The organism is Bacillus sp. OK048 (genome assembly GCF_900103525.1).
GTDB lineage: Bacteria > Bacillota > Bacilli > Bacillales > Cytobacillaceae > Neobacillus.
Genome location: NZ_FNHN01000001.1, coordinates 603,838 through 621,574, shown reverse-complemented (window position 1 = coordinate 621,574; position 17,737 = coordinate 603,838). Strand labels below are relative to the sequence as shown.

Annotated in this window: 23 protein-coding genes; 17 read left to right on the top strand and 6 right to left on the bottom strand. The window is 36.4% G+C overall.

What is annotated here, in order from left to right; all coding sequences use genetic code 11:
* Position 1: 1 nt before the first annotated feature.
* The gene (locus BLR86_RS03000; RefSeq protein ID WP_090758152.1) at positions 2 to 907 is read right to left on the bottom strand and encodes a COX15/CtaA family protein; all 906 of its coding nucleotides are present in this window, start codon (positions 905 to 907) and stop codon (positions 2 to 4) included.
* Between the two features lie 570 nt (positions 908 to 1,477).
* Between BLR86_RS03000 and cyoE the strand changes: the two genes are divergently transcribed.
* From cyoE to BLR86_RS02965, 7 genes are all read left to right on the top strand, one after another.
* Positions 1,478 to 2,416: a heme o synthase gene (gene cyoE, locus BLR86_RS02995; RefSeq protein WP_090758151.1), complete on the top strand. Its 939-nt coding sequence runs from the start codon at positions 1,478 to 1,480 to the stop codon at positions 2,414 to 2,416.
* A 182-nt stretch (positions 2,417 to 2,598) separates the two neighbouring features.
* Entirely contained in the window at positions 2,599 to 3,657 is a 1,059-nt protein-coding gene (coxB, locus tag BLR86_RS02990) for a cytochrome c oxidase subunit II (RefSeq protein WP_090758150.1), read from the top strand.
* A gap of 28 nt (positions 3,658 to 3,685) precedes the next feature.
* A complete protein-coding gene (ctaD, locus tag BLR86_RS02985) occupies positions 3,686 to 5,560 on the top strand; it encodes a cytochrome c oxidase subunit I (protein ID WP_175492775.1) in 1,875 nt (624 codons plus the stop codon).
* Complete coding sequence (locus tag BLR86_RS02980) at positions 5,560 to 6,189, top strand: cytochrome (ubi)quinol oxidase subunit III (RefSeq protein ID WP_090758148.1); 630 nt, start codon at positions 5,560 to 5,562, stop codon at positions 6,187 to 6,189. Before ctaD ends, BLR86_RS02980 begins: the two co-directional genes overlap by 1 nt.
* A gap of 4 nt (positions 6,190 to 6,193) precedes the next feature.
* On the top strand, positions 6,194 to 6,529 hold the full coding sequence (ctaF, locus tag BLR86_RS02975; RefSeq protein ID WP_090758147.1) for a cytochrome c oxidase subunit IVB: 336 nt from the start codon (positions 6,194 to 6,196) through the stop codon (positions 6,527 to 6,529).
* Between the two features lie 317 nt (positions 6,530 to 6,846).
* Positions 6,847 to 7,752 carry a cytochrome c oxidase assembly factor CtaG gene (gene ctaG / locus BLR86_RS02970; RefSeq protein ID WP_090758146.1) on the top strand — a complete coding sequence of 302 codons (906 nt, stop codon included), beginning with the start codon at positions 6,847 to 6,849 and terminating at the stop codon, positions 7,750 to 7,752.
* Positions 7,753 to 7,846: 94 nt separating this feature from the next.
* Positions 7,847 to 8,311: a DUF420 domain-containing protein gene (locus tag BLR86_RS02965; protein ID WP_090758145.1), complete on the top strand. Its 465-nt coding sequence runs from the start codon at positions 7,847 to 7,849 to the stop codon at positions 8,309 to 8,311.
* Between the two features lie 73 nt (positions 8,312 to 8,384).
* Here the strand turns inward: BLR86_RS02965 and BLR86_RS02960 are convergent, their stop codons facing one another.
* Entirely contained in the window at positions 8,385 to 8,744 is a 360-nt protein-coding gene (locus tag BLR86_RS02960) for a YugN family protein (RefSeq protein WP_090758144.1), read from the bottom strand.
* 171 nt (positions 8,745 to 8,915) lie between these two features.
* Between BLR86_RS02960 and BLR86_RS02955 the strand changes: the two genes are divergently transcribed.
* Together BLR86_RS02955 and BLR86_RS02950 are read left to right on the top strand one after the other, a co-directional pair.
* Positions 8,916 to 9,350, top strand: a complete 435-nt coding sequence (locus BLR86_RS02955) for a CBS domain-containing protein (RefSeq protein WP_090758143.1) — start codon at positions 8,916 to 8,918, stop codon at positions 9,348 to 9,350.
* Positions 9,351 to 9,577: 227 nt separating this feature from the next.
* Positions 9,578 to 10,591 (top strand): CAP domain-containing protein, encoded by a 1,014-nt coding sequence (locus BLR86_RS02950; RefSeq protein ID WP_254782206.1) that lies wholly within the window; start codon positions 9,578 to 9,580, stop codon positions 10,589 to 10,591.
* Between the two features lie 28 nt (positions 10,592 to 10,619).
* Here the strand turns inward: BLR86_RS02950 and BLR86_RS02945 are convergent, their stop codons facing one another.
* Together BLR86_RS02945 and BLR86_RS02940 are read right to left on the bottom strand one after the other, a co-directional pair.
* Positions 10,620 to 10,985, bottom strand: coding sequence for a hypothetical protein (locus BLR86_RS02945; protein ID WP_090758141.1), 366 nt, complete (start codon positions 10,983 to 10,985; stop codon positions 10,620 to 10,622).
* 15 nt (positions 10,986 to 11,000) lie between these two features.
* Positions 11,001 to 11,495, bottom strand: coding sequence for a PaaI family thioesterase (locus tag BLR86_RS02940; RefSeq protein ID WP_090758140.1), 495 nt, complete (start codon positions 11,493 to 11,495; stop codon positions 11,001 to 11,003).
* A gap of 139 nt (positions 11,496 to 11,634) precedes the next feature.
* On the opposite strand from BLR86_RS02940, the gene BLR86_RS02935 reads away from it, so the two are divergent.
* The 5 genes from BLR86_RS02935 to BLR86_RS02915 all read left to right on the top strand — a co-directional run bounded on the left by BLR86_RS02935 (position 11,635) and on the right by BLR86_RS02915 (position 13,644).
* Positions 11,635 to 12,030, top strand: coding sequence for a YlbD family protein (locus BLR86_RS02935; RefSeq protein WP_368086743.1), 396 nt, complete (start codon positions 11,635 to 11,637; stop codon positions 12,028 to 12,030).
* A gap of 17 nt (positions 12,031 to 12,047) precedes the next feature.
* A complete protein-coding gene (locus tag BLR86_RS02930) occupies positions 12,048 to 12,287 on the top strand; it encodes a YlbE-like family protein (RefSeq protein WP_090758138.1) in 240 nt (79 codons plus the stop codon).
* A gap of 86 nt (positions 12,288 to 12,373) precedes the next feature.
* The gene (locus tag BLR86_RS02925; RefSeq protein ID WP_090758137.1) at positions 12,374 to 12,733 is read left to right on the top strand and encodes a hypothetical protein; all 360 of its coding nucleotides are present in this window, start codon (positions 12,374 to 12,376) and stop codon (positions 12,731 to 12,733) included.
* Between the two features lie 58 nt (positions 12,734 to 12,791).
* On the top strand, positions 12,792 to 13,235 hold the full coding sequence (locus BLR86_RS02920; RefSeq protein WP_090758136.1) for a YlbF/YmcA family competence regulator: 444 nt from the start codon (positions 12,792 to 12,794) through the stop codon (positions 13,233 to 13,235).
* Between the two features lie 133 nt (positions 13,236 to 13,368).
* The gene (locus tag BLR86_RS02915; RefSeq protein WP_090758135.1) at positions 13,369 to 13,644 is read left to right on the top strand and encodes a YlbG family protein; all 276 of its coding nucleotides are present in this window, start codon (positions 13,369 to 13,371) and stop codon (positions 13,642 to 13,644) included.
* Positions 13,645 to 13,677: 33 nt separating this feature from the next.
* Here BLR86_RS02915 and BLR86_RS02910 read toward each other — a convergent pair whose 3' ends face one another.
* On the bottom strand, positions 13,678 to 14,067 hold the full coding sequence (locus BLR86_RS02910) for a DUF7147 family protein (RefSeq protein WP_090758134.1): 390 nt from the start codon (positions 14,065 to 14,067) through the stop codon (positions 13,678 to 13,680).
* Positions 14,068 to 14,430: 363 nt separating this feature from the next.
* Between BLR86_RS02910 and rsmD the strand changes: the two genes are divergently transcribed.
* Both rsmD and coaD read left to right on the top strand, forming a co-directional pair.
* Positions 14,431 to 14,991 (top strand): 16S rRNA (guanine(966)-N(2))-methyltransferase RsmD, encoded by a 561-nt coding sequence (gene rsmD / locus BLR86_RS02905; RefSeq protein WP_090758133.1) that lies wholly within the window; start codon positions 14,431 to 14,433, stop codon positions 14,989 to 14,991.
* A gap of 14 nt (positions 14,992 to 15,005) precedes the next feature.
* Positions 15,006 to 15,488, top strand: coding sequence for a pantetheine-phosphate adenylyltransferase (gene coaD / locus BLR86_RS02900; protein WP_090758132.1), 483 nt, complete (start codon positions 15,006 to 15,008; stop codon positions 15,486 to 15,488).
* A gap of 29 nt (positions 15,489 to 15,517) precedes the next feature.
* Here coaD and ylbJ read toward each other — a convergent pair whose 3' ends face one another.
* Entirely contained in the window at positions 15,518 to 16,738 is a 1,221-nt protein-coding gene (ylbJ, locus tag BLR86_RS02895; protein WP_090758131.1) for a sporulation integral membrane protein YlbJ, read from the bottom strand.
* A gap of 214 nt (positions 16,739 to 16,952) precedes the next feature.
* Here ylbJ and BLR86_RS02890 point away from each other — a divergent pair, with 214 nt between their 5' ends.
* Positions 16,953 to 17,732, top strand: a complete 780-nt coding sequence (locus tag BLR86_RS02890; RefSeq protein ID WP_090758130.1) for a patatin-like phospholipase family protein — start codon at positions 16,953 to 16,955, stop codon at positions 17,730 to 17,732.
* Positions 17,733 to 17,737 lie beyond the last annotated feature (5 nt).

The window sequence follows — 17,737 nt, the reverse complement described above, 5'->3', positions numbered from 1 at the left end:
TTTATTTGATTTTCCGTGATCGTGAGACTAATAAAAGAAAATAACTTAATACCCCAAATAAACAGGTAATAAATAGAGCGTGCATTAAAGCAACATAAAGATTTAATCGGGTAAAGATAACGAGTGCCCCTGATAATACTTGAAGGGATACTAAAGTAAATGCGCTAATCCAACCCCAGTAGATAACTTTTTGGTGACGATACTTTTTTATTGCTAGGTAGGTAACATACCCTATCCAAATAAAAATAACACCAGCGGCTGCCCGGTGCCCCATCTGGACCCACTCAAAGAGGTTACTCGGAAGTGCAGGACTGTCATTAATACATAATGGCCAATCACGGCAAACTAAACTCGATTTGGTATGGCGTACAAGAGCCCCTGTGTAAATTACCAAGTAACTATAAATAGAAAGAGAGATAATATGAAAGCTCATTCTTTTATCAATTTTTAGCTTATCTGCTTCAAATTTTTTATCAATTTCAAAAATTAATAAAGTCAACAAGAATACCGCCGCAAAGGAAATAAGTGAGATTCCAAAATGGAGGGCTAGGACAAAGTCAGATTGTGCCCATATAACAGCTGCCGCGCCAATCAATCCTTGTAATACCAAAAAGGAAAATGAGAGAAGAGAAAGGAACTTCGTCTCCCTAATATGTCCGATTGCTTTCCAAGTCCAAATGGATAAGATTAATACCAGAATCCCGACACTGCCAGAAACAAGTCGGTGGGCAAGTTCAATGATTAATTCAGGAGTTATGTCTGTTGGTACGAACTCGCCATTGCAAAGTGGCCAGGATCTCCCACATCCCATTCCAGAATCTGTTTTAGTAACTAGAGCTCCACCTAGTAAAACGAGTATCATTCCAATCGTGGTAGCTACTGCTAACCACTTTAAAGAACGTTGCAAAAAATCACCTTCTTAAATTAAAGTTTATTAATTTGTTGATGGATATTAATGTCAGTAAGGTCTGAAGAGAGAAAAGGTCTTATTAATCATAACGAAAACATGAGAAAAAGAACAGAATTAAAACCGATATTTTCGCATAACTTTTAAAAAAACTGCTCTTCTGAATAACTTTTAGTTTTCACTATTATTATAGTGAAAACTAACCTTTAATAGATAGAGGTTTGTAAACGAGTGCATGACTGCTACTATATAACAACATATAAGCAGTCGCTGTTATGTAGGACAGCGAGAAATTATTTGGATTTTTATTTAAATTTATGTGTGTTTTATTTTCTAAAGAATCTAATTTATAGTATAATGGGTAATAAATATTCACTGACACATTTTAGACAAAAATTATTCAGAAAAAATTCACAAAAAGATGCGAAAGTGTGATTTAATATACAGAGAAAGTGTTTCTTGAACAACGTTATAATAAAATAATAAATGCTTTTAAATAACTATTATAATTTGGTAAAGATATCTATCGGGTTTATAATAATAATTACAACATATTTAGGAGGGGGAAAGATGCCAAATTCAAAGGCATACGGTGAAGCTACGATTGATACTGGCTCTACTGGTCTAAATTCTCATATAGAAAAAGCCACAATGTGGAAAGATTTTACGGCACTTATCAAAATTGGAATTGTCAATTCAAACCTCATTACTACTTTTACTGGAATATGGTTGGCTTTACATTTTAGCGGCCAAAGCTTTTTAAATAACCTAGATATCGTGTTATTCACAGTTTTGGGGTCATCTCTGATTATTGCAGGTTCATGCAGCTTAAATAATTACATTGACCGTGATATCGATCATCTAATGGAAAGAACAAAAGCTAGACCTACTGTTACCGGGAAAATCCTTCCTTCAAAGGTGCTTTGGCTTGGGATTCTTTTAATTGCACTAGGTACTATTTTTCTATTGTTTACTACAATAACTGCAACGGTGATTGGACTGCTTGGGGTTTTTAGTTATGTAGTGCTCTATTCTATGTGGTCAAAGCGGCAATTGGTTTCTAACACGATTATAGGGAGCATTTCTGGAGCAGTTCCACCTTTAATAGGCTGGGCAGCGGTTGATGGAAACCTAGATATAATGGCTTGGTCCCTGTTTATACTTATGTTTATTTGGCAGCCTCCCCATTTCTATGCTTTGGCAATGAGAAGGGTAGAAGAATATCGAGCTGCTGGCATCCCAATGCTTCCGGTGGTAAAGGGCTTTAAAACTACCAAGAAACACATCCTAATTTGGGTGGCAGCACTGTTGCCGACACCTATATTACTTACTTCATTAGGAATCCCATTTCTAATTTTGGCAACCTTACTTAACGTCGGTTGGCTAATATTAGGGATTTATGGATATAAGATCAAAGATGATATTAAGTGGGCAAAATTAATGTTTGTGTACTCATTGCAATATTTAACAATTATTTTTGTCGCAATGGTCATTGTTACATTAGTTTAGCTGGATGTTCTTTCTTATATAAGGGGAATATAATATTCCACCAGTTTTTTTAAAAAATAGTGGAGGCATATTTTTTGCCTCCATGGTTTCTTAAAAAAATTAAGACGGAAACATACTACATACATTTTTGATCACAGATAATTAAAAGAAATCAATTGGCGAAAGAGGGGTTTGATTAAGCTATGAAAAGGCTTGCAAAATGGCGTTTGATTTCGATGTTTGCGTTTCTTTCGCTTATCCTTTCAGGATGTGGCGAACCGTTCCTATCGACATTAAGGCCTGCTGGTGAAGTTGCAGACATTCAATATGATCTGATGAAACTAAGTACATTGATTATGGTAGGGGTAATCGCAATTGTAATGGTAATCTTTTTTATCGTCTTGGTGAAATTTAGACGAAAAGATGATAGGATACCAAAACAAGTGGAAGGTAGTCACAAACTAGAAATTATTTGGACAGTTGTACCTATATTATTACTTTTGATTTTAGCTGTCCCAACAGTTGCTGCTACATTTAAATTAGCAGATGTTTCACCGATGGATTCAGAAGATTCAGATGCACTGGTTATTAATGTTCGCTCCAATTTATATTGGTGGGAATTTGAATATCCTGGTGAAGGAATTGTGACAGGACAGGATTTAGTTGTTCCAACAGACGAAAAGGTTTATTTTAATTTAATCTCTTCAGATGTAAAACACTCTTTCTGGATTCCTGCTGTAGGCGGAAAGCTTGATACCAATACTGAAAATGTTAATAAATTCTGGTTAGAGTTTGATAGTGCTAGAGCTAAAGAAGCTGCTGATTTATTTTATGGTAAGTGTGCTGAACTTTGTGGACCATCCCATGCATTAATGGACTTTAAAGTGAAAACGCTGAGCCGTGATGACTTTGATAGCTGGGTGGCTGATATGAAGGATGTTAAAGAACCTGCAAAGGCTGATACTGCCTTAGCTCAAGAAGGTCAAGACCTCTTTAACAAGAGTTGTTTAAGCTGTCACGCTGTTACACCAGGAAATACAACACCTCCTGAAGCAAGGTTTGCACCAAACTTAACGAACTTTGGAGAACGTTCACGTATAGCGGGTGTATTAGACCATAATGAAGAAGAATTAAAGAATTGGCTTCGTACTCCTGAAAAATACAAGCCAGGAAATTTAATGACAGATAAATATCCGCAATTGACTGAAGATCAGCTTAATGCTTTAACAGCATATCTAATGGGATTAAAAGTCCAGGAATAATAGGGGAATTGGTTGAAAGGGAGGTAAAATTGTGAGTACCTACGCACAAAAAAAGGGATTCGGCGCAACTTTATGGGACTTTTTAACAACAGTTGACCATAAAAAAATTGCCATCCTATATCTTATTGCAGGTGGATTTTTCTTCGTAATTGGCGGACTAGAAGCAGTATTTATCCGTATCCAGCTGGCAGTACCGAATAATGATTTTGTTAGTGCAGGATTATTTAATGAAATTATCACGATGCATGGAACGACGATGATATTCCTTGCTGCTATGCCGCTTGTTTTTGCATTTATGAATGCTGTGATGCCGTTACAAATTGGGGCACGTGATGTTGCGTTTCCATTTCTTAATGCATTAGGATTTTGGTTATTCTTTTTCGGAGGAGTATTCTTAAATCTTTCTTGGTTTTTTGATGGTGCACCTGACGCTGGGTGGACATCATATGCTTCACTTGCTATGGCGTCAAAAGGCCATGGTGTCGATTTCTACGTCTTGGGACTACAGATATCAGGTTTAGGTACACTAATTGGTGGTATCAATTTCCTGGTTACGATTATTAACATGCGTGCACCTGGAATGACCTATATGAGGATGCCATTGTTTACATGGACAACTTTTGTTACATCTGCACTTATTTTGTTTGCATTCCCACCATTAACAGTTGGTCTAGTCTTAATGATGTTTGACCGTATGTTTGGTTCTAATTTCTTTGTTACCACCATGGGTGGGAATACAGTAATCTGGGAACATTTATTTTGGATTTTTGGACACCCCGAAGTATATATTTTGATACTTCCTGCTTTTGGTATTTTTTCGGAAATCATGCCTATGTTTTCAAGAAAACGTCTTTTCGGATACTCATCCATGGTATTTGCAACCGTATTAATCGGTTTCCTAGGATTCATGGTTTGGGCGCATCATATGTTCACAACTGGTTTAGGACCAGTTGCAAATGCGATTTTTGCTGTTGCTACTATGGCGATTGCGGTACCAACGGGTATTAAAATCTTTAACTGGTTATTAACCATGTGGGGTGGAAGTGTTAAATTTACAACTCCAATGCATTATGCTGTAGCATTTATTCCATCATTCGTTGCCGGTGGGGTAACAGGAATTATGCTTGCTGTTGCAGCAGCTGACTATCAATACCATGATACGTATTTCGTTGTCGCACATTTCCATTATGTAATTGTTGGTGGTGTAGTATTTGCGCTTCTTGCTGGTACACATCTTTATTGGCCGAAAATGTTTGGAACAATGTTGAATGAAACATTAGGAAAAATCACGTTCTGGTTATTCTTTATCGGTTTCCATATGACGTTCTTTATCCAGCATTTCTTAGGTCTTTGGGGTATGCCGCGTCGTGTATTCACATTCCTGCCAGGTCAAGGATTTGAAATGTCTAACTTAATCAGTTCATTTGGTGCTGCATTTATGTCATTAGCTGTATTAGTTCTTTTATACAACATCATTATGACTTCAGTGAAAAATGTGCGAGTTGGAAATGATCCATGGGGAGACGGTAGAACTCTTGAGTGGTCACTCCCATCACCGCCGCCTTTCTATAACTTTAAGCAGCTTCCACTAGTGCGTGGTTTAGATGCATATTGGTTAGAAAAAATGGAAGGCAAAAAAGGGATGACACCTGCTGAGCCACTTGGTGATATCCATATGCCAAATTCTTCATTCTTGCCATTTATGATGTCATTTGGATTATTTGTTGCAGCGTTTGGAGCTCTGTTTAATATGGATGACAAGCCGTGGTCAGTGCCAGTGATAATACTAGGCTTATTGATTACATTTGGATCTATGTTTATACGTTCAGTTAAGGATGACCATGGATTCCATATTCATAAAGAAGAATTAATGGATGAAGAGGATAAGGGGGTTAAGGCATAATGCAAGCAGAAGAAAAATTATCGATTGAGACATGGCCTGCAGAGCCTGAAAAATCAACCCTTGAAGCAAAAAATAAATTTTTAGGCTTCTGGTTCTTCCTAGGTGGAGAGACTGTGCTTTTCGCCTCTCTCTTTGCTACCTACCTAGCATTAAAGGATAAAGTACCTGATTCAACACATACTTTGGCAAAGGATTTATATGACTTGCCGCTAACTTTTGTAGCTACCATGTTGTTATTAACAAGCTCCTTAACGAGTGTTTATGCGATGTATCATATGAAGAACTTTAATGCCAAAAAGATGAATCTTTGGTTATTCATTACCATATTATTGGGTGCTGGGTTCCTTTGCTTAGAAATTTATGAGTTCAATCATTATGTTCATACGTATAATCATACTTTTACAAGTAGTGCTTTTGGTTCTGCATTTTATACTTTGACTGGGTTCCATGGAGCGCACGTTGCTTTCGGTTTAATGTGGATTCTAACATTAATCATTCGCAATTCAAAACGCGGATTAGACCTTTATAATGCGCCTAAATTCTACGTCGCAAGTTTATATTGGCATTTTATTGACGTAGTTTGGGTATTCATCTTTACAGTAGTATATTTAATGGGGATGGTGGGATAAACTGATGGCAAATTCACAATTAAATTCAGGTAACCCAAGAGTTGACATTGAATATCGTAAGAAAAAAAGTGCTGAAGAAATGAGACATCAAGTTGTTTCCTTTGCCTTGATGATTTTCTTAACGTTAATTGCATTTGCAGCAGTGGCTATTAAAGGTTTTACGGCTTGGTTTATCGTGCCGTTTATTCTCCTTTTAGCTGTTGTTCAAGTGATTTTTCAGCTTTACTATTTCATGCATATGAGTCATAAAGGACATGAAGCACCATCATTGTTTCTCTATTCCGGATTGCTTATAGGCTTAGTTACGGTTTTAGCTTTTTCAACAATTATTTGGTGGTAACTATCTTAAGAAATCGGCTTTATGCCGATTTTCTTTTTAAAAGATAAGAAAATATAATTTTTTGAACTTAGGTTACTGTCCAGCTCCAGCGCCCTAACGGCTAGTGTCCTTCGCTCTCCGCCCTACGATAAGTCAACATCGAATCGCCTCCGGCTCTTCGTGTTTCCTTTATCTCGGTTGGAGCGCTCCAGGCCATACGCCGCTGACCAGGGCGCTTGCGCTTTTCTTGTAGGAAATCATTCATATTTTTTGCGGTATGAACTGGCTAACGAATATAATAGATCTATGAACTAACTACTATTAAGAGGTGATATGCGGTGCTTACATTAGATATTTTTGGCTTTAAAGCACTTTGGAGCCCGTACTTCCTATTAAGTTTACTAGTAATTACAGCAGGATATTTTTTAATTACAGTAAAATTTCGCAGGAAGTTTTCTGATAGTGAACCATTGACCAAAAAACAAGCTGGATTATTTTTGCTTTCGATGGCATTAATTTATGCAATTAAAGGTTCCCCGCTGGATTTGATGGCTCACTTAATGTTTTATGTTCATATGATTTCAATGGCATTATTAGTTCTTGTGATCCCACCAATCTTTATCTTTGGAATTCCTGTTTGGATCTGGAGAAAACTTCTCAAGATAAATTGGGTTCATTCACTATTTCGATTTTTCACAAAACCAATCGTAGCGTTAATCATATTTAACGGACTGTTTTCTTTTTACCATGTTCCCATGATTTTTGATCAAGTCATGCAAAGCTTTTGGTTACATGCGGGTTATTCGACTCTTTTGTTTTTCGTAGCCATTTTTATGTGGTGGCCGCTGATTAACCCTGTACCGGAACAACAACGGTTAAGTGGTCTTAAGAAAGTTGGCTATATTTTTGCAGACGGGATATTAATTACTCCCGCTTGTGCTTTAATTATTTTTGCTCCTGCCTCAATCTATGCAACCTATTCTGATCCAGAAGTATGGGCCCAAGCAATGGCTCTCTGTGTTGGTCCAGCAACATTTGCTGGTTTAGGCTTAAGTGGACCTGAATTGTTTAGTTCGATGTCATTGGTACATGATCAGCAGCTTGGTGGCGTATTAATGAAGATTATCCAAGAAATTGTTTATGGAGTTATCTTAGCTCATGTTTTCTTTGAATGGTATCGCAAGGACCAAGCGGAAGCTGCTAAGGAAATAACCTCCACTTTAAAGCCATCATTGATCGAATAAATCTCCCATTACACTGGGAGATTTTCTTTTTAATTGAAAATATTCGGGAACTATTTTAAAATTATTGTAGAATATAATAGAAGTGAGGCTAATTATGAATTCCCTACCTATTTTACCGACGATAAGTACGACCTTCATCGTTTTAAGTGCTGTAACCGTTGCAATCGGCTGGTGGCTGATTACACAAAGGAAAATTGAAGCACATAAAAAGACGATGTTTATCGCAGCAATATTTGCACTTGTTTTCTTTATCATTTATATGTCAAGAACGATTTTTATGGGCAACACTGCTTTTGGTGGACCGGATAATCTTAAAGTATATTACACGACTTTTTTAGTTTTTCATATATTCCTGGCAACCACCGGGGCTGTCTTTGGAATTGTCACGTTATATACGGGGTATAAAAATAACTTAACGAGGCATAAGAAACTTGGCCCGATTACCAGTATTATTTGGTTTTTTACTGCCATTACAGGTGTAGCGGTATACTTATTACTATATGTGTTTTTTAGAGGTGGAGAAACTACCTCTGTCATTAAAGCGATTCTAGGATTTTAAAGTAACTTAAATTGAATCCACAATACAAGTCAAAATAGAAACGACGCATGATTGAATTCATGCGTCGTTTTGCTTACAATGCAAATTTATCTACTTCAGTTTTAATAGATTCTAGAATTTTTTTACATTGATTAACTAAAGAAGTTGGAAAGTTTTCTCCGTCACCATATTCTACTCCGTGAGGATAATAGTGTTTCCCTAACAAAGGCGTTAATAACTCAATAACGGCCTTATTGGAATCAACATTTCCTTCAGAAGCATAGCCTTGAACTCGTAAGTAAAATACCCCTTCTTTCAATTCAAACTTTCGGTCATATGTAACACGATCATAATCCCATTGACCTTCACGCACTAAACCGTGTTCAAGAAAAACATCATCTAAACGGTTTAAATCCGCTTTCATCTTTTCAAAGCCAGTATTCTCGAATTTCATATATAGTCCCTCCTAGAAACAATGCCTTAACCAAACAAAGTATAGTAATTCAATTTAATAATAGTGGAAAATGCTTAAACTTGCAATGAATTCATATCCGAATAAATCTTCCCTTTTTGGTAACCATAAGTAAATGGTTAAACTTATTTTTATACAAGTGGGGGCGAAGAAGTGGAAAAGATTCGCGATATAATGACAGACAATGTAGAATGTTGTTCGTTGTTGGATAATGTTTTTGAAGTTGCGGTAAAAATGAAAGAATTAAATGTAGGTGCCATCCCAATTATCGACCAGGACATACTGGTCGGAATGATTACTGACCGTGATATTGTTGTAAGAGGGGTTGCAGAAAAACATCCAGGTTCGACAAAAGTGGAAGACATCATGAGCAGTAAACTTGTTACCATTTCTGCTGATGCTACGTCGAATGAAGCAGCTGCGTTAATGGCAGAGCATCAAATCCGCCGACTTCCAGTAGTAGAGGGAGATAAATTGATTGGTATTGTCTCACTTGGAGATTTCGCGATAAGAAAAATGACGGATGATCAAGCAAAGGAAGCCCTCTCGGAAATTTCAGAGCAAAATTACAATGGGGTACAACATTAATATAAGCCAATGAAAACAGATTCATCAAATGATGTATCTGTTTTTTTATGAATTTTATTTTTCTGATTAGTTTAATATTCTCTATTATTAACAATGATAATGGTGATATAATTATTATTAAATATGACATATGTTGAAATAAAAAGTAATTGAGAGGGTGAATACATCTGCGTACTCTCTTCAGAATTCTCATCCTAGCGTCTATTTTCGTGACTATTGGTTTTTATGTGAGTATAAATGAAAATGGCGATAATGAAATTTTAATAACTGATGAACCTACGTTAGAAATGAATAAATCATTATATCAAAATCAGGATAAAAAAATACAGCAGCAAACTACAACTGAACGTCCAAACAGTGGTATGGGTGTATTAATGGGTCAAAGTCTTGCACAATTAAAAGAAATGCTGGGTGAACCACAAAGAATTGATGAATCTTTATATGGTTATCAATGGTACATTTATAATACAGACTACGCTCGTTATGTTCAGGTAGGGGTAGAGAACAACAAAGTTGTAACCATATATGCTATAGGTGAAAATATGGATGTCACACCCTTTAAACTAGGACAGCCAATTGAGGAAATCTTTAATTCACAGGTAATCGCTACGAACATCGATATTGATATTAATGGAAATTCTTATCGGTTTGAATTAAATGATACAGATTTAAATATTCGACCATTAATTAAATTGGGGGATATTTTTGTTCAATTATATATTGATAAGTTTACCGGGAGTCTATCAAGCGTCCGTTTTTTAACTGATGAAATGTTAGTAAAGCAACGACCTTATGAACTTAGTTTTAGCGGGGAATTAATTGAACCAGACGAGCCGAGTGAAGAAATGTGGAACATGATTGAAGAAGGTACAGAGAGGGAAATCCTTGATATAACCAACGTTATGCGTCTACGCCATAATGTTAAGATGCTAATGTGGGACGAGAAGACCTCTGTGGTTGCCTATGGGCATAGTAAGGATATGTCCGATAGTGATGACTTTTCCCATACATCTAAGAAATTTGGCAGTCTTTCTGATAGACTTAAAGCGGCAAATGTAGCGTATAAATCTGCTGGTGAGAATATTGCGGTAAATTATAACGATGGTCCGGCAGTAGCTGAAGGATGGTTAAATAGTAAAGGGCATCGTGAGTCCTTATTAAGTGAAGAATATACTCATTTAGGTGTTGGTGTATATCAAAAATATTACACCCAAAACTTTATTAATAAATCTCAAGAATAGCTCCAAGAATAAAAGGTGACGAATTTCGTCACCTTTTATTCTTTACTTTTTCATATTCATTAAAGTGGAAATGGTTTCCTTCCCAAGAACCATAAACACGGATTACCTCTCCGATCGAAAAGTTATCTATCTCCGTGTTGTTTTGAATGGGGATTATTTTTTTTGCAGAAATTAACTTTGTTTCTGATTGGAGTTTAAGTTCCTGGATAAAGATATAGCGATGATAATAAAAACGTTGTTTCTCTTGGGTAATGCTTTTTATTTCACCTGTTAGAATTGCTTCATTTTGAACATCAGCAGACGCCAGCCATTTGCTGTCATTTAGTTTCATTTCTTTTCTCGTTATCCAATAGAAGTAAAGGCAAATAATAGGTATAACAACTGCGGTAACCATTTTTGTTCATTCTCCTCATGCTAATTTTTGAATGATGAAAAATGTGCCTGTTGCATGGGCTATTTTTTTACCATCTGGACGATAAATTTCACCTTCTACTATCATCGTTTTACTTCCATGATGAATGATTTCTGCCTTGCAATGGAGGGTATCACCAATACCTGGAGCGATGTAATGAATATTTAATTGGTTGGTCACAGCCCCATACCCTTCAGGGAGAATAGCGTTTACTACTGTTCCCATTGTTGTATCAAGAAGCGTGGCAGTGACTCCACCATGAACAATGTCTAATGAATTATTCCAAACAGCATTTAATGGAACTGTGATTTCACAGGTTTTCTTTTCCTTATCGATTTTTCTTTCCATATGAAGTAACCCATCAATATATTGAGTGTAATCGTTATCAATTTTATTTTGAAATCCTTCTAAAACATGAGCAAGGGCAGCTAAATCTTTCTCTGACCCCGTATCAATACAATGATCTAAAATTTGCCGTAATTTATTCTCCATTACAATCCCTCTCTCATATCTAATTCTGAAGTCATTTTACCACTAAAAAAACAAATTTTACAGCAAGTAAGATTTTCACAATTTTTTATTTGGCACATATCGTATAGTAGGCAATTGATTTGGGCAGGGGTGAGGTATTATGCAGAAAAATTTACATCCTTCTGTGATAAAATTTAAAGAATTTGTGAAAAATAACCCGGCGCTAATTAAGGAAGTACGGAATGGAAACTCAACCTGGCAGGAAATGTATGAGGATTGGTTCCTGCTCGGTGAAGAAGATAATCGTTGGGAAAAGTTGGGTGCGAAAACGAGTTCTCATGTAGAACCAGAAGAAGAGACAAAAGGGGATTGGATGTCAAAAATCCTTGGAAGCATGCAAAAAATGGATCCAGACCAAATCCAGCATTATGTAAATAACTTAAGTCAAGCGCTTGGAGCTATCCAGGGAGTTATTTCTCAATTTCAAGGAAACCAATCTAAACCAGTTCAATCAAAAATTGAACATAAACATCCGTTTTCATTCCGTAAAGACTAACTGAAGGGAAAAGTCACATGAGAAGAGATGTATTAGAATATATAAATCAACAAAAAGAATTAAAAAAATTTATCCGAGAACAACCGCTTTGGTATCGAAAACTGTCTAGAAACCCCCATGATTTACAGAAGTTAGAAATTGAGTCGCTTCACTATTTTAAAAAGACGATTCCGCATAAGGTGGAGAAATTTACAAACAATGTTCAAATGGCTTCGATGATGTTTTATATGCTTCAGTCAATGAAAGACCAAAGTTGACGTAGGACCACCTTGAGTGGTCTTTTTGCCGTTAAGAGTAAAAATAATAACCAAGGTTAATAATACAAGTAAAAGGAGTGATTGTATTGAAAAAGTTTATAGGATTTATTCTCCTATCTATCTTGATGTTGGGAATTATGTCTGGCTTTAATCAAAATGAAAACCAGCCCCCTTCTTTGCTTGTTCAATCCAAAATTAAGGATAATAATGTGTTTGTAGAATGTATATTATCTGGAATTAGCTTTAGGGAATCTGAACAACAAAACCAGAAGGTTGGTAAACTTGTCATTTGGCTGGATGGGAAAAAAGCAAGAGAAGTTAACACAGCTGCTTTTATCATTAAAGGCTTGTCTCCAGGGAATCATCAGGTGAAACTTGAAGTGGTTGACTTAAAAAATGTACCTTACGGATTAACGAAGGAGTTCTTGGTAAATATCCCTAAGTGAGCGTTTATTTCACATTCAACCTCTATTCATGTTAAAATGTGAATGGAGGTGGGCGTGGATGATTGCTACATCAGAAAGAGTAGAACTAGTAGAATACGCTGAAAGCTTGGCGCAAATGGTATTAGAATCTGATATTGTTGAACAATATCAAATTTGTTTATATAAAATGCAAAATAGTAAGGAAACGCAAGAGAAAATAAAACGATTTGTAAACCTTAAGGACATTTATGAAGAGGTGCAGCGTTTTGGTAAATATCACCCCGATTATAAAAGGGTGATGAGTCAAATTCGGGAATATAAACGGGAAATGGACTTAGATCAAAATGTTGCTGATTTTAAATTAGCAGAAACGGACCTGCAATATTTACTTGATGAAATAAGCATGTATGTCGGTGGTGCCGTTTCTAAAAATATTAAGGTTCCTTCCGGTAACCCATTTTTTGATAATGGATCTCATGGTACAGGCTGTGGCGGCGGTGGAAGCTGTAGCTGTTCTGCTTAAAAAAGATTCGGCTTAAAAAATCATTAAGCCGTTTTTTCTTACCTTTTTATTAGTATCAGAAAAGAGCATTGATAAAGAGTGTTTTAATATGCTAGACTTATTAAAATGATGGTTTATCGAAGGGGAAAAAAGTATGTTCGTTAAGAGGCAAGGATTAGTTATTTGGCTATACTCCTTAAAGCAAGCAAAAATGTTAAGACGATTCGGTAATGTTCATTACGTTTCTAAAAAATTAAAATATGTTGTACTGTATTGTAATCAAGATGAACTTGAAGGAATTATGGAAAAAATAAATTCCTTTTCATTTGTTAAGAAAGTGGAACCGTCATATAAGCCTTTCTTAAAAATGGAATTTGAAAATGCAGCACCAGATAAAGCAAAAGAATATGATTATAAAATGGGTATATAAAAAAACTTCAGCGCTATCTGCGCTGAAGTTTTTTTACTGGAGAGGTTTAATATAATGATTTAGTCTTAAAATGGCGATTAAATGCTGATAGTACAATTCTTTTTCATGAAAGATAGTTGAAGGTTTAACAGATAGTTGAATAATTTGCTTATCAAGTTGGTCTGCAATTTGTTGAAATAATTCATATCTTTTATTTGGAATGAAGTTTGGATTGGGAATCCCTTCACGGCAGATATAAAGTGCTTGGAATTTTCCTGGATCAGTGAGTTGTAATACGACTGCTAATGATGTCACTTGTTTTTCATTCATTACCGTATGAAAGGCCATCATATGAAGCAGCCTATGTTGATTGGCCTTCGCTAATTCAAGTAACTCATAGATATCCGAATAGCCCTCACCTAATTCTATAAAGCGTTGTATCAAAGCTACCTCTCCTTATACATTGATTTCATCCCATACTTTATCATATTTTTGACTTTAAATCTTTAAACAAAAGAAAAAACCCTGCAGACATAAATCTGCAGGGTCCTTCTACATCCTTATTCAGGATAGAAGGCAAAGGGAGAGGAGAAACCGGAGGAAGAACTTATGGGGAAACGTAAGTCTTCTCCGCGGTTGGCAACAACATCCTCGAATTGATGTTGTTACTTACATTATCTCCACAACGAAAAAGCTTATACGTATTTTAAAATAATTTTTCGGAAATAATCAGGCAGTTGGCTAGTGTATTCAATTGTGATAGGATATTGTAGAAATAAGATTTTTTGAAAAATTGTGGTGATAATCGTGAGAGTCGTTTCAGGTGTTTGTAAAGGAAGGGCATTAAAAGCTGTTCCAGGAAGTACTACCAGACCAACTACTGATAAAGTGAAAGAAGCAGTATTTAATATGATAGGACCCTATTTTGAAGGTGGAGTAGGATTGGACCTTTTCGCTGGCAGTGGTGGATTAGGTCTGGAAGCATTAAGTAGAGGCTTAGATAAAGTGGTATTTGTTGATCGAGACACAAAGGCAATCCAAACGATTCATGAGAATATCCAAGCCTGTAAGATGGAAGATAAGGCCGAAGTATATCGAAATGATGCAGACAGAGCGTTAAAAGCACTAATCAAAAGGGAGATTTGTTTCGATTACATATTTTTAGACCCGCCGTATAAAAAGCAGCAGTTAATCAGTTTGATGCAAAAAATATCAGAGAACAAGTTAATAGGAGATAGTGGATACATTATCTGCGAACACGGTCATGATGTTGAGTTACCAGGTACTGTCGGAGAGTACTTACAAACGAAGCATGAAAAGTATGGAATCATTGCGATAACGATTTATTCTCGATTAAGTGAGGAATAAGGGGGGAGTTTTTCATGGCAAGTATTGCTGTTTGTCCAGGGAGTTTTGATCCAATTACCTATGGTCATTTAGATATCATCAGAAGAGGCGCAAAAGTATTTGATATGATATATGTAAGTGTTATGAACAATTCATCAAAAAATCCGCTCTTTAGTGTTGAGGAGCGTATGAATCTAATAAAGGAAGTAACAAAGGATCTGCCAAATGTGAAGGTCGATGAACATTCTGGTCTCTTAGTAGATTATGCCAAGGCTGTTAATGCGAATGCGATCATTCGTGGGCTACGTGCCGTTTCAGACTTTGAATATGAAATGCAAATTACCTCGATGAATAGAGTGCTTAATGATGAAATTGAAACCTTCTTTATCATGACAAACAGCCAATATTCATTTTTAAGCTCAAGTATCGTTAAGGAAGTATCAAAGTACAATGGTAAAATATCAGAGCTCGTACCACCATTAGTCGAAGCGGCATTAAATAAAAAATTTAATCGCTAATCTTTCCGAATAGCCCTGGTCATCCAGGGCTATCTGCTATTCCGTAATCGATTGAATAGTAAGAGTACATAAATGCTTAGAGAAAAAATTGTAATTAGTGGGCCCCAGTCAATCAATCTATAGAAATAAGAATGGAGAATGGTACCTTCTTCAAAGAAGCTAACCGGGATTGCATTGGACGGCTGCTCTGTTTCATAAAATCGGACATATATAGGTTTCCATAAAAGGAAGGCAAAAAGACTAGCGAATATCCCTTGGACGATTCTGGCAAAAAAGAAAGGTTTAAAGCGAATATCTGTCTGGGCTATAATACTAGCAACCTGAGCCTGAACACTAAAACCACTAAAACCTAGAATAAAGCTGGTAATAATTGCTTGCTGCAGTAGTGTAGCGTCCATAACTCTGCTTGTTAAATCGCTCCCTAGTGTAATTTCGAATAAACCAGAGATAAATGGAATGCTAAGCATATCGGGGAACGAAAGTGCTGAAAGGATGATATCAAAACCTTTTGCGAGTATAGCGGTAATATGTAGATGAAAAAGTAGTTTATTAATAACTGAAAATAAAATGATAAATCCGCCCACCATAAGCAAAGTTTGAATCGAAGAATTGACAGCATCTCCAAGAAGTTTTCCAATTGGGCGTTTGTCTTTTAATCTAGTTTGATGTAAGGCAGATAAAGCAGTCCCTACAATAAATTTCCCCTGCTTGTCCTTCCCCTTAACGGGAGTTTCCTTCCCATAAAAACGCATGATAAGACCAACACAAATATTCCCCAAATAATGAGCTAAAGCTAATAATACACCTAAATGCGGGTCGTGGAAAAACCCAACAGCTACCGCACCGAAAATAAACAATGGATTGGATGAATTAGTAAAGGATACAAGCCTTTCTGCTTCGATTTGTGTTAAATGACCTTCCTGCCGCATTCTTGCTGTCAGTTTGGCACCAGCTGGAAATCCCGAGGCCATTCCCATTGCCCAAACAAACCCTCCTACACCAGGAACTTTAAATAAAGGTCTCATGAGGGGTTCTAATAATACTCCAATAAATTTGACTACACCAAAACCAATTAACATTTCTGAAACAATAAAAAACGGTAGCAAGGAAGGGAAAACAATTTCCCACCACATATTTAGACCACGGATAGAGGCTTCAAACGATTCCTTAGGATACGTAATCAAGGAACCTGCTAAAATAATGGCAGAAATAGCTAAAAACATCGTTTTTAACTTCGAAGAACGAAACAAAGCATAGCCTCCTCTCGGGGGATTTTGTTATACTGTATAAACAAATAATGTTAAAATAAGGATTATTCATTCTGAAAAAAGTCTCGACTTGTCCCTATATAACACAAATATACTCATAGAACGCTAATTTAGACCATAAGATTGAACGAGATTTCTCCTAACATATTTTGTTTATCATCATCATGCTAAAAGCATATGAAAAGGTGGGAACGTTATGGTACAGCCTAAAATCGGATTAGCGCTAGGTTCTGGTGGGGCAAGGGGATTTGCCCATTTAGGGGTTATTAAGGTTTTGAGGGAAGCTGGAGTTCCTATTGATCTTATCGCAGGCAGTAGTATGGGAGCGCTTGTGGGCAGTTTTTATGGAGCTGGTATTGAAATGGAGCGTTTATATAAATTATCAACGGCTTTTAGGAGAAAGTATTTTTTAGATTTTACTGTTCCAAAAATGGGTTTTATTGCTGGGAAACGGGTAAAGGATTTCATTAGGGTTTTTACACATGGGAAAAATATTGAGGATTTATCGATTCCATTAGGAATAGTTGCAACCGACTTACTTACAGGTGAAAAAGTTGTTTTTAAACAAGGTCCTGTTGCAGAGGCTGTTAGAGCAAGCATCGCTATTCCGGGAATTTTTGTACCTGAAAAATATAATGGGAGAATTTTAGTTGATGGCGGGGTATCAGATCGAGTGCCAGTATCAGTGGTGAAAGAAATGGGAGCGGATATCGTAATTGCGGTTGATGTATCCAGGGTAAAGAGAAATGCGGAAATTACCTCCATCTACGACGTCATTATGCAAAGTATCGATATTATGCAAACAGAAATCATCAATAATCGCGAAATCGCTTCGGATATCATGATTCGTCCGCATGTTGAGGTATATAGCTCCCGTGCATTCACCAATATTGAAGAGATCATCGCACTTGGAGAAGAAGAAGCAAAAAAACAAATAGTGCAAATAAAAAATGTTATAAATAAATGGAAGGGGTAAAGGTG

What these genes read in the sequence shown, in the direction of transcription:
- cyoE (WP_090758151.1), top strand. Translation starts at nt 1,478, where the DNA reads ATGCCAAATTCAAAGGCATACGGTGAAGCTACGATTGATACTGGCTCT.
- coxB (WP_090758150.1), top strand. Translation starts at nt 2,599, where the DNA reads ATGAAAAGGCTTGCAAAATGGCGTTTGATTTCGATGTTTGCGTTTCTT.
- BLR86_RS02980 (WP_090758148.1), top strand. Translation starts at nt 5,560, where the DNA reads ATGCAAGCAGAAGAAAAATTATCGATTGAGACATGGCCTGCAGAGCCT.
- ctaF (WP_090758147.1), top strand. Translation starts at nt 6,194, where the DNA reads ATGGCAAATTCACAATTAAATTCAGGTAACCCAAGAGTTGACATTGAA.
- BLR86_RS02965 (WP_090758145.1), top strand. Translation starts at nt 7,847, where the DNA reads ATGAATTCCCTACCTATTTTACCGACGATAAGTACGACCTTCATCGTT.
- BLR86_RS02960 (WP_090758144.1), bottom strand. Translation starts at nt 8,744, where the DNA reads ATGAAATTCGAGAATACTGGCTTTGAAAAGATGAAAGCGGATTTAAAC.
- BLR86_RS02945 (WP_090758141.1), bottom strand. Translation starts at nt 10,985, where the DNA reads ATGGTTACCGCAGTTGTTATACCTATTATTTGCCTTTACTTCTATTGG.
- BLR86_RS02940 (WP_090758140.1), bottom strand. Translation starts at nt 11,495, where the DNA reads ATGGAGAATAAATTACGGCAAATTTTAGATCATTGTATTGATACGGGG.
- BLR86_RS02935 (WP_368086743.1), top strand. Translation starts at nt 11,635, where the DNA reads ATGCAGAAAAATTTACATCCTTCTGTGATAAAATTTAAAGAATTTGTG.
- BLR86_RS02930 (WP_090758138.1), top strand. Translation starts at nt 12,048, where the DNA reads ATGAGAAGAGATGTATTAGAATATATAAATCAACAAAAAGAATTAAAA.
- BLR86_RS02920 (WP_090758136.1), top strand. Translation starts at nt 12,792, where the DNA reads ATGATTGCTACATCAGAAAGAGTAGAACTAGTAGAATACGCTGAAAGC.
- BLR86_RS02915 (WP_090758135.1), top strand. Translation starts at nt 13,369, where the DNA reads ATGTTCGTTAAGAGGCAAGGATTAGTTATTTGGCTATACTCCTTAAAG.
- coaD (WP_090758132.1), top strand. Translation starts at nt 15,006, where the DNA reads ATGGCAAGTATTGCTGTTTGTCCAGGGAGTTTTGATCCAATTACCTAT.
- BLR86_RS02890 (WP_090758130.1), top strand. Translation starts at nt 16,953, where the DNA reads ATGGTACAGCCTAAAATCGGATTAGCGCTAGGTTCTGGTGGGGCAAGG.